Here is a 13,444-nt window from a genome sequence, read left to right as displayed (position 1 = left end):
TGCTTCTCTGCGTGGCGTAACCATCCCTACTAATTACTATTTCCGGTTTCCTTCCTGATTATACTCTCCCCAAAGTAACAAAAGAGGGATTAGGCTCAATCCATTCTCCTGTAAAGCCTCTACGATTAGTTTTAACCCTACGTCTCCCTTTTTTAGGTATGCGAATACGTGTACGCCCACCATCCACAGCGATTACAACACGTTGGTCTTGAAGAGTATTTAAGTTAGATAAGTTACCAGATTTTAAATCATTTAACTTATTATTTCGTCAATCTATTCCCAGTTGACCAAAATAATATGTTAGTCGTTCTATTCGTTTTAAGCTAATATTTATTCCACAATCAATTAGGGTTCTACGTGCAGCTTCAAAGGAGCCAGCGATTGCACCGTATTGGGCAACCGTTGATAAAACAACCGGGGTTAAGCCCTCAGCCATTCCTAAATATTTTAAGAATGGGCAAAATCCTTCGCACAAAGATTTTTTATTTTTATTTGGTTGCTCAAGACGTTCAACTACATACGGCAGTTTTAAAGTTACTTACACATTACCAACTGTTAATATTTGTCGCTTTTTATAACCATGCTTTTGCGTTGTCTTATGCCACCATCCCTGTGTCTGCTGCATTGATTTCTCTAAAAAATCTTGAGATTTAGACAGATTATGAAGCAATAAAGCAATACATTCTCCGGCTAAAATTAATGCTGATTCCGTAATCTTGTCCTCACGTAACTTTAAAATTTGTCCATCAAATTCTGATATGTTCGTTAATTCTAAAAGTTTCGTAATTTTTTCTTGAAAGTCCGACAATGATTTGCTCAAATCGAAGGTAGAATATATGTTATTTTCCATTCAGTGTAGGCATTACCGGTTTTGATGTCAGATATTAAAACTTTTATTATTCGGGAATCCTACCGTTTTTTGTCCTAAAAAAAAGTAAGATTCATATCCTAAAATTGTCAGCAAACTTAAGCCAGTATTAATACGGTATTAAAAGTAATATATATTTTAAATACTTAAAAATTAGTTTTTAGTGATCGCACCTTTTTGCCCGACCTCACCAAATCACGTTGCTCCCAGTTGTAATGGGAGCAACGCAAAAAAGTGAGATCAGAGTTTAATTCTCAATTAGACCTCTTTATTCTCAATAAATCTTAATTTTTAGTTGCGATCGCATCCTGAAACAAGCCATATACGTCCCAGGTTTTAGCACCTCACAAAATCGCGTTGCTCCCCTTTACCACTTTGTGACACAACCAGAAAAATAGTCAACCAGAAAAATAGTCAACCAGAAAATCTACAAAAGTCGTTATCTTAGGCGATAGATAGCGCTGATTCGTATAGATGGCATAGAGGAATGTGGTTGGCAAGGTGTAGTCCAGCTCCAGTACCTCTAACCGTTGATTGGCAAGATCATCTGCAATCAACCACTCTGGCAAAACCGCTAACCCCATGCTGGCTAAGGTCGCCTGATACTCCATAATAGTGTTGTTGGAGCGGATCGAGACTGTTAGTTTAATTGTCTCCCTCCCGTTGGGACCTTCAAAGAATATCTCATCGGCAAACTGTGAGTAGTGATAGCTGATGGCTACATGCTTCGATAGTTCCTTGGGGGTTTTTGGGCGTCCATTTTTTTGCAAATAGTCAGATGAGCCGACCAACAGGAACGGAATGGGGCAGATGCGTCGGGTGAGCAGTGAAGAACGAGGCTCACTACCGTGCACGACACGTAAAGCAAGATCAAACCCTTCTTCTACTAAATCCACTATCCGATCATTCAAACTCATATCTAGCACAACGTCTGGATAACGAGAGCGATACTCCGCCAGAGCTTTGGTGAATAACGGGTTGGCGAACCAAACTGGGGCAGTGATCTTGAGTACACCACGCACGACGACGGTTGATCGTCTTACCGCTGCCTCTACCATTTCTAAGTTATCCAGCATTTCCCGGCATTGCTCGTAATAAAGCGTTCCTGCCTCGGTTAGGCTTAGGTGTCGGCTGCTTCGATTCAACAAGCGCGTGCCAAGGTTTCGCTCCAAGTGCATCACATGCTTGCTAGTCATGGCTGTGGATAAGTTGAGCTGCTCAGCGGCTGCCACAAAACTTCCTAATTCCACTACCCGACACAACACTTTCATACTCATTAATGTGTCCATTGTGGTTCTAAAGTTTCCTAAGAAGAAACATAGCATCAACAAAATGATACTTGTATAACGATGAGAAATGAATGTAATTTGAGGAAGATGGCATTATCAACTAGCTAGAACACCGATTCATTAATAAAACATAAGATTGAAAAGCCTTGTTTTTAAGTCTTTTCCAATTAAACTTTTCTTGTTTAAACCTAACAAGACTTGGTTTTTTCATGATAAATCTGATTACTGAATCGGTGTTCTAGGCAAGGAAGTAGCTATGAATGAAGCAACAAAGGAGGTGTTCTAAATTTATTGCTTTTCCCTGAATAATTTACGCATTAAACGTTTTAGGAGTCTTGATAACAAATTTGGAACACTAACAACTTGTTAGCAGCTGCCCACAAAAATTTCAATGTCAAATCAATTCAAAATTCAAAATTATCAATTCAAAATTGCAATCAGCGCAAAGTCTGATCGGAGGAAGCCTCCGCTCAGAACTTTGTAAGAGAGTGGAGGCTTGAACCCACAACTGATTGTAGACCACTGTTCTTAGAACCAGTGATCTACTATACTCGGAATTACTTAACTCAAAATTCATTTTCTTACTAATTTTGCATTTTGAATTTTGAATTCAAAAAAAAGTCAAGGGAAACTTTAATGTCTCAGAACAACGATCTCACGGCGATCGACCGCTTTACCATATTCGAGCAGCTCAACCTGCATCAGCGCTGCATCGACAAGGGTTGGGGACGCGAGCAGGTTGATCTCTACAACCGCCTTTACTGGCCGGAGGCTAAATTCAACGTCTACGATCTACGTACTTCAACCTTCGAGGGTTTTGAGGGCATGAAGCAGATGTTCGACTACGCACACAGCGTCTTCCCGATGGACAAGTGGTTCCATTCTATGGGCGCGTTTGAAATTTCTGGCTCGGGTGATAGAGCCGAAGCGCACTGGCGATGGTTCGTGTCCTGGAAGGCTGAACACGTCGGAACCGTTTCGACTGGCACCTACGACGACATCTTTGAACGTCGTGATGGCGTCTGGAAGTGTCTGGAGCGCACCTCCAAGAGCGATCCCAACTGGCCAATAGACTTGTTCCAGCCCTTCCTCGACGCGGCGGACACTACTTTCAAAGCGTCCTGACAGTCAGACTTTTGTAGGTCGGGTTTCGCAAAGCTCCACCTACTTAGGCTATTTGATCCACGCTTCTAAACAATACCGCTCCACCACTTTCTAGACAAAGTGATAGAAGCGACAAACTTCATGGAGTTCTGCCCATTGTAGAAGGCGATCAACATAAAATCGCTCATGGAAACGCGCATCAATTGTTCTCACTCTAATTGAGAAGGTTCAACACTGGGTCAATGGTTGTGTTGCGGCTGAAATAAATCTAACTGTTGATTGAGTCTTTTATGGCATATAGTACATCTAATACCCATACGGTCGTTCGGGATGCGGCTTCTCTGACTGAGGCAGTTCAGCATACACATGTTGTCATCGAAGTGGCTGGTCGCCTTCATGACTTGGAGAAATTTACACTGCTTGAAGGCTCAAGTTTAGTAGGTACAACTCCTGACGCAGAATTAGTCTTCAAACCAGATTCAGACGGAATATTGCTCACGGCAAATCACACACTTCAGAACCTAACCCTGCGAACTGATTCGAGCCGCTTGGCGCTTAGTCTAGAACCGGCGATGACAACACTGGGGCAACTCAGGTTGCAGCATCTCGTCATCCACGGTCGGCTGCACCTGGAATCCAGCACCGTGATGACGGCTGACCTTATCCTCAACGACATTCAACTGTATGACAGTGACAGTACCTCAGACCCGCATCGTCCATCTGGATACGGCGTAGAGGTCGCTCCTGGTGCCTTGACCATCTACAACCGCTGTACCGATCCTAAAAGTCACTGGACACTGAGCGCCGAAAACCTGTCAGGGGGAACTCAAGAGATGCCATTGAAGGGCAGTGGCATCTTTATTTTCGGCGGCATGACGGTTCTTGCAAACGCCGACCCTCAAGGTAGACCAGCACCTAGCTCTCCTGGTGGCACAATCGACCTTAAATTGTTAACCACGGGTGAAATCCATACGAATGGCAGCATCCCGGCTGGTGTTGGTAATCTCATCACAGGTGGGATATTCGTTGGCTCAGGTGTGAAGGCTCAGCAAGTGGTCAACAACGGTTCTGTGACAACCTACGGGACGAATGACATGGTGCTGGATAACTGGGGCAATGTCCGTCTTTGGCTAGCTCGGCAGTCTGTCGTATCTCATGGAACCAGTGGAATCGGATTCGTGAATTTTGGAGAGTTGCAGACTCTGATTATCCAGGGCGACTTAGTTACCTATGGCGAAGGGGCACGGGGGTTCAATCTATACGACGGAACCTTGGCTTATGCAGAATTCAAAAGCATTACCACTCATGGCAATGGCTCGATTGGGATACAGACCAGTAAACCATTTGGGAATATCCTCGTGCTGGGGGACGTGATCACAAAAGGTGGTAGAGGTAATAGTTTGGTGCGTGGCGTGGTTGTACAACTTGACGCTCACGCCCTGAGTCTAAAACCAGGCACAAGTGGAAAGGAGATCATTGTGCTGGGTCAAGTCGAGGCTCAAAGAGAGGAAGTTACCGCATTGGATTTCGCTGCTCCAGCCAGCACGGTTAAATTCATCATGATCGGTGGTCAACAGTATGTCGATGGATCCTCAACAGAGTAGAAATCATGATTACCCAGCAGATAAGTAAGGGTTTAACGTTGAGTAAAAACTTAGTTATGAAGAAAAGGAGCGGCTACTATGGCAGTAACGACAGATAAGAAATCCTCAGTACCAAACATTGAACTAGGAACACCCGCACTAAACTGGATTGATGGTGAGTGGATTGATTCGGAAAAGCATACTGATAGCATTGATCCAGCTACAGGCAAAGTTATTGGAACTTATGCGGATGGTGGGCGTGACGAGGCAGTTCAGGGAATTAATGCTGCGGTACGGGCGTTCCGAGAATTGGACTGGAAGGAAAATCGGGCACTTCGTGCGCGAGTGCTGAATCAAATTGCCAATCGCTTTGAAGCCCGCAGAGATGAACTGATCGCTATTCTCTCGCTTGAGAATGGCAAAGTCCATGACGAAGCAGCATTTGAAATTGATATGATTCCCAGCAAATTTCGATACTGGGCATCGGTTGTGCTGACGAATTATGGACGGGCGATGGAAGTCCAACCCGGACACCTTTCGGTCGTGACTCGATCTGCGATCGGAGTTGTTGGCATCGTCGCACCGTTTAACTCGCCGCTTGTCCTAACTGTGCGATCTCTGGCACCTGCTCTTGCTGCTGGTGTTACGACTGTTATCAAATTGCCGGGTAATACAGCACAGATCAACTATCTGTTTAGTAAAACCCTTGCTGAAGCTGCCGATTTACCAAAAGGCGTTATTAATGTCTTTAGTGAAAGCAAAGGCAGAGGCGGATCGTCTTTTCTGATAGAGTCAGAGGATGTTCGAGTGATTAGCTTTACGGGAAGCACAAAGACCGGGAAAGCAATTTCCGCAACAGGGGCAGCGACACTCAAGCTATTTCAAACTGAACTCGGTGGTAAAACCCCGATGATCATCTTTGATGATGCTGATCTTGAAGCGGCTGCACCCAAAGTTGAGAAGGCACTCACGACTTTTGCAGGTCAATTCTGCATGACGGGTTCTCGCCTGTTGGTGCACCGTGGTGTTGCTGATCGATTTCGCTCGATGATTGCTCAAAGATTAGAGAACGTCAAAACTGGACCTGCATCTGATCCGTCTAGCGACATGAGACCTCTGATGGATAAGCCGAATGTCGCCCGTGTTAACAAAATGGTGGAGGAAGCAATCGTGGCGGGTGCAAAGGTGTTGGTGCGCGGTGGTCCAATTACGGAAGGTCCATTGACTAGCGGTGCATTTTACCGTCCGACTCTGCTGGAAGTAAACGATCCGAAAATGACAATTGTCCAGGAAGAGGTCTTTGGTCCAGTCCTCACCATGCAGATTTTTGATACTGAGGCAGAAGCGGTGCAGCTGGCAAATGACAGCGAGTATGGTTTAGCTGCGAGTATTTGGACTCGCGATGTTAACCGTCCACTGCGCGTCGCTCGCGAGATAGACGCGGGTACTATTTGGATCAATGATTGGGCGATCGTTTGGGACGAGTTTGAAGAAGGCGGATTCAAGAGCAGCGGTAACGGCAGGCTAAATGGTCTGACAGCGATGGATGAATTCCTAGAGTACAAACACATCGCCTTCAACTCAGGCACTATCCCCAGTATTAGAGTTTCTGCTCAATAGTCGAGCTTGAAATCGGCTCATCTCCGCGGACGTTACTACTTACATGAACGATCTGATGGCGGTAGAGAACATTGACACCTTGATGTACCCAGAGGGCACTGACCCGCTGTAGAACTCTCACTACTAGAAACCAACTGTAACTGAAAACGAACACACCCATGTCAAATACCAACGTTAAAATCGTGCAGGAACTCCTCAAAGGTGCCACCAAGCCTGAGGTCGTCAATCGACTTGTCTCCCCCGATGCCATCTACGTATCACTTACCTACAATAATCCCGATCTAAAAAAGCTTATGCCTTGGGCAGGCACGCATAAAGAGGGTCCGGCTAGTGTCCTCAAAGTTTTCCAGGAGCTTAATACCTTTTGGAGGATCGAAGACTTAGAGGTTCAAGATGCCTTTGGCGAAGGCGAGAACGTAGCGCTCTTCGGCACCTTCACCACCCACTCGGTGAAACTCGATAAAAAGTTTACCTCTCCCTTTGTCTTCTTTGCGAAAGTCAAGAACGGCTTGATTACCTATATGCAGTACATGGAGGATACTTTTGGCACAGGTTCGACCTTCCGCTCAGGCGGTACCTGGAAGTTCCAGAGCAACCCCGCAGGTGGGGAGGTTGAGGTTTAACTGCACCAATAACCAACAACCACTTACCAAGGAGAAAAACATGGAAGGCAAGATCGCACTCGAAGAACACTTCTCTAGAGAGTTGAACAACAAGCACTGGGATGCCAAGGGTGAGGAGGGTCGAAATGGTCGCGCCTACGCTCAAGACATCGAGCGTCGCTTGCTCGATCCTGAACTCTGCATCGCCGAGATGGATCGCTCCGGCATCGAGCTTTGCATCATGTCGCTCACCTCGCCCGGCGTGCAGGGGGTTATCGATCCGAAGCAAGCCACTGAGCTAGCGCGGTCTGCGAACGACTACGCGTACTCTTACATTCAGAAATACCCTGGGCGGTTTGCCTCCTTCACAGCGGTGGCCATGCAGGACCCCAAGGGTGCAGCAGACGAACTGGAGCGGGCTGTGAGCGAGCGAACTCGGACTCAAGGACGCTTTGATCAACGGTTACTCGAAGATCAGTCCTGACGAACACGTTCAATACCTGGATGAGGAGCCGATACGGGTGTTTTGGGAGCGCGTCTCCAAGCTCAATGTCCCAGTGTATCTACATCCGCGCGAACCGCTGCCTAGTCAGACCCGTGTGCTCAAGGGCTACCCAGAATTGGTTGGCTCCGCTTGGGCTTTCGCCTACGAGACTGCCAGCCACGCCATTCGCCTGATGTTGAGCGGGATCTTCGACGAGTACCCCAATTTGCAGGTGATCCTGGGTCATCTAGGAGAAGGTCTCCCCTTCATGCTGCCACGTATGCAGCATCGCCTTGACGAGCAGCGCGAAGGTGAGAAAGGTGCTAAGGCAAAACGACGCGCGAGCTACTATTTTGGCAATAACTTTTGGATTACCACGAGCGGTCACTTCCACACTAAACCGTTTTTGGAAGCCATTGAGCAGATGGGTGAGAACCGAGTGCTCTTCTCCGTGGATTACCCTTACGAGCAGATGGACATGGGAGGGCGCTGGTTCGACGATATGCGGCTTGAGAACGCCACAAAGCTGAAAATCGGTCGTGAAAACGCGAACAAGCTTTTCTCTCTAAACCTGAGTCCACTTCCCGAACAGTCGGCGGCTGGTTTCGGTTCCTGACCAAATTGCAGGAGCACGGCGCAAGTTAAGGAACAGCCTAACAAACTACTGATTGCCGCCATTCACGACAATCTTCAGAACCTCGGTCTCGATCAAAATCGCAAAATTTAGCAGAATCAGTCATGGATCAATCGAATTCGCCTAATGCTGCTGCTTCGGCAGCAACCGAGACTATCTTAGACATTGATCTTAACCGTCAAGCCCAGAATGGACCAGACCTACGAAACGACCATGCTAAGAGCCACGGTTTAGTTTGGGGGGAATTTAGCGTTGAGAACAACATTCCTCAATTGCTGGAGGTTGGTGTCTTTGCTCAGTCCAAGACTTATCCAGTTTGGGTACAATTCTCTAGTGCTGCTCCCGTACAGAAGCACGGCAAGCTCTCCTCAGACCTTGAACCAGATGCGCGTGGGATGGCGATCAAACTCTTGCAGGTGCAGGGTGAAAAAGTACTAGATATCGAGCACAAACCCAAGACTTTCTGCTAGTAAATCATTCGGTTTTTATGGTGCGAGATGCTCAAGGATTTGCCACCCTGATGAAAGCAGGCATCGGTCAAGCAACCGAAGAAGAATTGCGATCGCTAGAACCTACATTCAAAATTCTTAAAGTGATTATGAGCAAACAAGTTACTAATCCACTGCTCATTCAATACTGGAGCATAACACCCTATCAACTTGGCACTCATACGATCAAGTTTTCTGTAAAACCTCATCAGCAAGATACGTCCGGTTCAACTCCCACTTGAGAAAACTACCTACGTGAGGCAGCCGTTCAATATTTGTCGGAAGATAGCAACGATGCCGTCTTTGATTTGTTGGTGCAACTCTACGTTGATGATGAAAAAACTCTGATCGAAGATCCCATGCAAGAGTGGAAAGAGCAAGACTCACCTTTTATCAAACTGGCAACTCTGAAAATTCCCGCTCAGAAGTTTGACTTCGAGGAGCAAAAGCGGCTAGATGAGGGACTGTCGTTCATGCCCTGGCATAGGCTTCCTGAGCATATACCCCTGGGAAGTGTCAACTTAGCTCGAAAAAAAGTCTATCAGGAGATTGCAAAAGCGCGACGGTGTAGTATGCACCGTCGAGTCGAAGAGCCACAACCACACAGTTCTATGTTAGACGATCCTCAATAATTTCTTATCTGTGAGTTCTTTGTTGGTAGAGGCTGCAACATTTTGAGTCTCGATACTACAACTAATCAAACTTATAACTAGAGATCATTTGACATGAAAGGTCTTGCCAAAACCTAATATCCAATTCATGAGTTATTGCAATCGCGCTGGAGTCCGCGAGCCTTTTCAGATCAGCTCATTGAGACAGAGATGTTGAACAGTATTTTAGAAGCTGCACGCTGGGCACCCTCGTCTTTCAACGAGCAACCTTGGTGTTTCATCGTTGCGACCAAGCAGAACCTACCTGAATTTGACCGTCTACTGAGTTGTCTTGTTGAAGCAAACCAAGCCTGGGCAAAACATGCTTCAGTCCTAATGATCTCAGTCGCAAAGCTGCACTTCGAGCGCAATGGTAAAGATAACCGACATGCATTTCACGATGTTGGGGCAGCGGCATCTAATTTAGCGCTGCAAGCAACTGCGCTCAGACTCTTTGCTCATCAGATGGCAGGGTTTGACAGAGAAAAAACCCGCGAGATGTTCAGTATTCCTGAAGGGTACGAGCCGGTCGCTGCGATCGCGTTGGGTTACTTAGGCGATCCGCAAACGTTATCTGAAAAATTGCGCGATGCAGAACTTGCCCCACGAACCCGTAGATCATTAGAAACGTTCACCTTTACAGGTAAGTGGGGACAACCATATAAGTAATCATATATCAATACCTTCGCCAAAAAAAGAGTATGAAGAGAGAGGGCGCTCTGTAGTAAAGTTGTTGTCTTCCCAAACGACAACTCAAAAGCTACAATTCGCCCATGTTGGACATCCTATCACTGTGGAAGATGCTTGCTACCGCAGATAAACGCTACGACGATGCGCCGAATGAACCAAATAATCCTGGCAATGTTAGCAATGAACGGGCGAGTCACTATGTTGGGAATGTCTCGTTGGGCAGGGATTGATGGTAGTTATTGAACAATGTTGAGATTCTTTGGGACAGTAATACCTTGGGCGACGTTATTTTGGCTGTTTTTTCGTAAACATCTGTGGCGGAAGAATTAAGTATATTTGCTGGCAGGAGATGAAGTTGTAGTCAGCAAATCAGGTAAACAGACTTATGGATTAGATAGGTTCTTTTCTAGTCTAGCCAGTAAACCGATATCAGGACTATCTTTCTTTGTATTATCATTAGTGAGCGTTGGATAAAGACACTCATTTCCAATTTAAATAGAACAGGCGAGCAAGAGCAATGTAGACAAAAATAGCCCGTCACTACTAGCAGAACTGAAACCCAAAGATAAACGTAAACGTGGACGACCAAAAGGGAGTAAGAACAAGAAGAAAATACATGTAATTTTCACATCTGAATTCGTAGTAATTCAGAAAATGATTAATTGACTATTCAAGTTATTAGACAGCTTAATTCCTCTTACTTACTTAGTATTGGATGGTCACTTTGGTAATAACAATGCCCTACAGATGGTTCAGCAAGTAAACTTGCAGATAATTTCCAAGCTTCGCTACGATTCTGTACTATACATACCTTATCAAAACCCGGACCCCAATAATCGCTCCCGTCGTAAATACGGTGAAAAGCTTGACTATCATAATATATCTGATGAATATTTGTGTAAAAGTACTATTGAGGAGGATATCAAAACTGATATTTATCAATCCATTCTCCTTCATAAAGAGTTTGCCAAAGCACTGAATATAGTTATTTTGGTTAAAACCAATCTTAAAACTAATACTCGTAGCCATGTAATTCTTTTTTCTAGCGACCTAACTCTGTCATTTGAAAAAATTATCGACTACTACAAGCTCCGTTTCCAAATCGAGTTTAACTTTCGTGATGCTAAACAGTTTTGGGGATTGGAAGATTTTATGAACCTGAGCCAAACTGCTGTGACTAATGCTGCTAAGGGAGCTTTTTTCTGGTCAATTTATCCCAGCATCTTCTCGCTGATTTCCGTCAACTCAATCCAGGTTCCGGCATTATTGATCTTAGGGACTTTCAAAGAATAAATCATTCCAAAAAAAACAAGAGACAGGATTGTTCAACAATAACTTGTGCGATCGCCGAAAGCATTCGAGATTTGACTGATCTGTGGGCAAATACCACTTAGCCCGTTAGCTCGTTAGCCTTTTTGTCAACTAAATAAATCCTGTTATTAAAATCAAATAACTTTTGTTTTACTATAACAAATATTAATAAACCAATTACCTAAATTTGGAAAAACTTCATGAGTAGAATTGGTTAGCCGCTCAATCTGTTTTTCAATTTTAGCCATAGCTTTTTTTGTAAGCTTTACACCATTTTCATAAGTTTCGTGTACTAGCTTAACGGCTGGATGTTTCCCTTTCCATTTCATAGTGTTAGCAAAATTTAAAGCCGTTTCTAGTTCATCTAAAATACTGCCATTCCAATGATTTTCTAGTACTGCCCATGTCCAATCTAATTGGATTATATTTACTATGATAGAGAGGATAATAAGCTAAACGTATATTTAGTTGATGTTTGTGAGCAAACTCTACTATACGTTTCATAAATTGGGTACGCCGTGAACTATTCTGCGGCCCATTATCTTGATTGAGAAGTAGTGTTTTAATTTGAGAAAAACGATGCTTTTCACTAGACCAAAAATCTGATAAGATATCAACGATAAAATCACTTGTAACTTTCGATTCTGTAAAGTATAAAAATAACTCGTCAAGCTCTGGAAGAAATATTCCATAGGGAGTTACAGTTGTTTTCGGATTATTATCATAGTCATCAGCTTTTGCCCCATCGCGGCTTTTACCTCCTCTGTCAAATGAGCCAATCTTTACACGTGCTTTTCCATCCATGCTTAGACGTAAAACACTCTTATCTTCATCTGCATCTTTATTTACTATGTCTAATAGCTCAAAGATTGCATCGGTTTGTGGGATTTTTTTGAGGTTGAACTTTCTTTACCCTTCTGAGCTTGTAACCTAAATTATTTAATTTGACTCGAATTGAATAGGAATGTATGTAAATTTTCATCACTATAACCATACTTTTCGATTAATTGCTTTCTGACTTCGGCTGCACTAAGTCTGGTATATAGTCTTTGACTTTTAAAACTCGGATCAGTTTGACTATGGAAATCAACTAAATTTTTTATGTCTGATAAAAGATTTGGCAGGTGAACTTCTGCTTTATAACGTCCTTTGCCACTCATGTTATCAACGCAATTAATACCGCTTTTTAATTCTCTTGAACATTCCGAATTGTGTCTCGATTCCATCCTAATTCTGATGATGCAAGCCTTTGCCCTCCTAAACCTAAGCCCTGAACTGTCGAAGCCATAAATTTACGCTTTGCTGCACCAATTAAAATGAGATGCAGTTTCAATCAACAACTTTTTAAGAGAATCAGTTAATATTATAGTCACCAGTTGCCACACTCAAAAACTCAGTCATTATTCAAATTACTACAAAAGGGGGATGAAGGGGCTGCCGACGGCAGCCCCTTCATCCCCCTTTAAAATGATTATCATTATTGTTAATGGAATAGTTTATTTTCTGCAACTCCCCAAAGTTTGGGTAAGATTGAATGAGGGATGACTACTAAGCTCAATAGCAAAAGTCAGCGTGGGTTAGCCATCGCATTGCAGATTCCATTTGAGTACCTTGATGCCGTTGTCCGAGGTGTGTCAATAATCCCATCAGATGTGATCAAATTTTGCCCCCACTGTTGGACTCCAGGCACAGGTGTTGAAGAAATATGGTTATTGCCGCGATCGCAGTTTTGTTTTCTGTGCGGAACTGGCTTACGTAATAGTTGCGTTCAGTGTAATGAACCAATTACATCATTAGAATTTCGCTTTTGTCCTTACTGTGGCTTTCCATATAAGGCATCTAAGGATTCTGAATCTCAAAGCCGTTCCCGTTAATATTAGTATGATTTATTACTTGTAACTAGAGTTACTTAAATCAAATTTTATTGCCTTTCTAAACTAAACCGTTTAGTTTGCACTTCATGACAGCTTTGCCAGTTCTACCCCAAATCGATATAATTTGCGTCGCAGTTGGCAGCAGATTTTTCGGCGTTGCATAATTGAAGTATAAATTTGAGCGTAGGCGTAGCCCGTCGTAGACATCGCTATGCAATGTCCAAAGTGTGCATCAACTCGTATCCGC

Annotated in this window: 12 protein-coding genes and 3 pseudogenes; 12 read left to right on the top strand and 3 right to left on the bottom strand. The window is 44.1% G+C overall.

Annotation, left to right across the window (positions count from 1 at the left end; genetic code table 11):
* Positions 1–91: 91 nt before the first annotated feature.
* Both V7L20_RS22055 and V7L20_RS22050 read right to left on the bottom strand, forming a co-directional pair.
* Positions 92–850: pseudogene (locus V7L20_RS22055) on the bottom strand (ISLre2 family transposase); the annotation flags it as partial.
* 416 nt (positions 851–1,266) lie between these two features.
* Positions 1,267–2,157, bottom strand: coding sequence for a LysR family transcriptional regulator (locus V7L20_RS22050; protein ID WP_334746142.1), 891 nt, complete (start codon positions 2,155–2,157; stop codon positions 1,267–1,269).
* 636 nt (positions 2,158–2,793) lie between these two features.
* Here V7L20_RS22050 and V7L20_RS22045 point away from each other — a divergent pair.
* From V7L20_RS22045 to V7L20_RS21995, 11 genes and pseudogenes are all read left to right on the top strand, one after another.
* Positions 2,794–3,282, top strand: a complete 489-nt coding sequence (locus V7L20_RS22045) for a nuclear transport factor 2 family protein (protein WP_334746141.1) — start codon at positions 2,794–2,796, stop codon at positions 3,280–3,282.
* Between the two features lie 254 nt (positions 3,283–3,536).
* Positions 3,537–4,865, top strand: coding sequence for a hypothetical protein (locus V7L20_RS22040; RefSeq protein ID WP_334746140.1), 1,329 nt, complete (start codon positions 3,537–3,539; stop codon positions 4,863–4,865).
* Positions 4,866–4,943: 78 nt separating this feature from the next.
* Positions 4,944–6,464 (top strand): aldehyde dehydrogenase family protein, encoded by a 1,521-nt coding sequence (locus V7L20_RS22035; RefSeq protein ID WP_334746139.1) that lies wholly within the window; start codon positions 4,944–4,946, stop codon positions 6,462–6,464.
* A 158-nt stretch (positions 6,465–6,622) separates the two neighbouring features.
* Complete coding sequence (locus V7L20_RS22030) at positions 6,623–7,087, top strand: nuclear transport factor 2 family protein (protein ID WP_334746138.1); 465 nt, start codon at positions 6,623–6,625, stop codon at positions 7,085–7,087.
* Between the two features lie 40 nt (positions 7,088–7,127).
* Positions 7,128–7,550, top strand: a complete 423-nt coding sequence (locus tag V7L20_RS22025) for an amidohydrolase family protein (protein ID WP_334746137.1) — start codon at positions 7,128–7,130, stop codon at positions 7,548–7,550.
* A complete protein-coding gene (locus V7L20_RS22020; RefSeq protein ID WP_334746136.1) occupies positions 7,519–8,166 on the top strand; it encodes an amidohydrolase family protein in 648 nt (215 codons plus the stop codon). Before V7L20_RS22025 ends, V7L20_RS22020 begins: the two co-directional genes overlap by 32 nt.
* Positions 8,167–8,288: 122 nt before the next feature.
* Positions 8,289–8,654 (top strand): catalase, encoded by a 366-nt coding sequence (locus V7L20_RS22015; protein WP_334746135.1) that lies wholly within the window; start codon positions 8,289–8,291, stop codon positions 8,652–8,654.
* Positions 8,655–8,671: 17 nt separating this feature from the next.
* Complete coding sequence (locus V7L20_RS22010) at positions 8,672–8,914, top strand: hypothetical protein (protein WP_334746134.1); 243 nt, start codon at positions 8,672–8,674, stop codon at positions 8,912–8,914.
* 33 nt (positions 8,915–8,947) lie between these two features.
* The gene (locus V7L20_RS22005; RefSeq protein WP_334746133.1) at positions 8,948–9,304 is read left to right on the top strand and encodes a hypothetical protein; all 357 of its coding nucleotides are present in this window, start codon (positions 8,948–8,950) and stop codon (positions 9,302–9,304) included.
* Positions 9,305–9,427: 123 nt separating this feature from the next.
* The gene (locus V7L20_RS22000; RefSeq protein WP_334746143.1) at positions 9,428–9,991 is read left to right on the top strand and encodes a nitroreductase family protein; all 564 of its coding nucleotides are present in this window, start codon (positions 9,428–9,430) and stop codon (positions 9,989–9,991) included.
* Between the two features lie 104 nt (positions 9,992–10,095).
* Positions 10,096–11,301: pseudogene (locus tag V7L20_RS21995) on the top strand (transposase); the annotation flags it as partial.
* A gap of 156 nt (positions 11,302–11,457) precedes the next feature.
* On the opposite strand, the pseudogene V7L20_RS21990 reads toward V7L20_RS21995, so the two are convergent.
* Positions 11,458–12,690, bottom strand: a pseudogene (locus tag V7L20_RS21990) (ISAzo13 family transposase).
* A 174-nt stretch (positions 12,691–12,864) separates the two neighbouring features.
* Between V7L20_RS21990 and V7L20_RS21985 the strand changes: the two are divergent.
* On the top strand, positions 12,865–13,197 hold the full coding sequence (locus V7L20_RS21985; RefSeq protein ID WP_334746132.1) for a zinc ribbon domain-containing protein: 333 nt from the start codon (positions 12,865–12,867) through the stop codon (positions 13,195–13,197).
* The last annotated feature ends 247 nt before the right edge of the window (positions 13,198–13,444 follow it).

Source organism: Nostoc sp. (assembly GCF_036916735.1).
GTDB lineage: Bacteria > Cyanobacteriota > Cyanobacteriia > Cyanobacteriales > Nostocaceae > Nostoc.
The sequence above is the reverse complement of the archived record's forward strand: the minus strand, read 5'-3'. Positions and strand labels throughout refer to the sequence as shown.

Coding starts and splice junctions, on each gene's coding strand:
- V7L20_RS22050 (WP_334746142.1), bottom strand. CDS start 2,157: ATGGACACATTAATGAGTATGAAAGTGTTGTGTCGGGTAGTGGAATTA.
- V7L20_RS22045 (WP_334746141.1), top strand. CDS start 2,794: ATGTCTCAGAACAACGATCTCACGGCGATCGACCGCTTTACCATATTC.
- V7L20_RS22035 (WP_334746139.1), top strand. CDS start 4,944: ATGGCAGTAACGACAGATAAGAAATCCTCAGTACCAAACATTGAACTA.
- V7L20_RS22030 (WP_334746138.1), top strand. CDS start 6,623: ATGTCAAATACCAACGTTAAAATCGTGCAGGAACTCCTCAAAGGTGCC.
- V7L20_RS22025 (WP_334746137.1), top strand. CDS start 7,128: ATGGAAGGCAAGATCGCACTCGAAGAACACTTCTCTAGAGAGTTGAAC.
- V7L20_RS22015 (WP_334746135.1), top strand. CDS start 8,289: ATGGATCAATCGAATTCGCCTAATGCTGCTGCTTCGGCAGCAACCGAG.
- V7L20_RS22010 (WP_334746134.1), top strand. CDS start 8,672: ATGGTGCGAGATGCTCAAGGATTTGCCACCCTGATGAAAGCAGGCATC.
- V7L20_RS21985 (WP_334746132.1), top strand. CDS start 12,865: ATGACTACTAAGCTCAATAGCAAAAGTCAGCGTGGGTTAGCCATCGCA.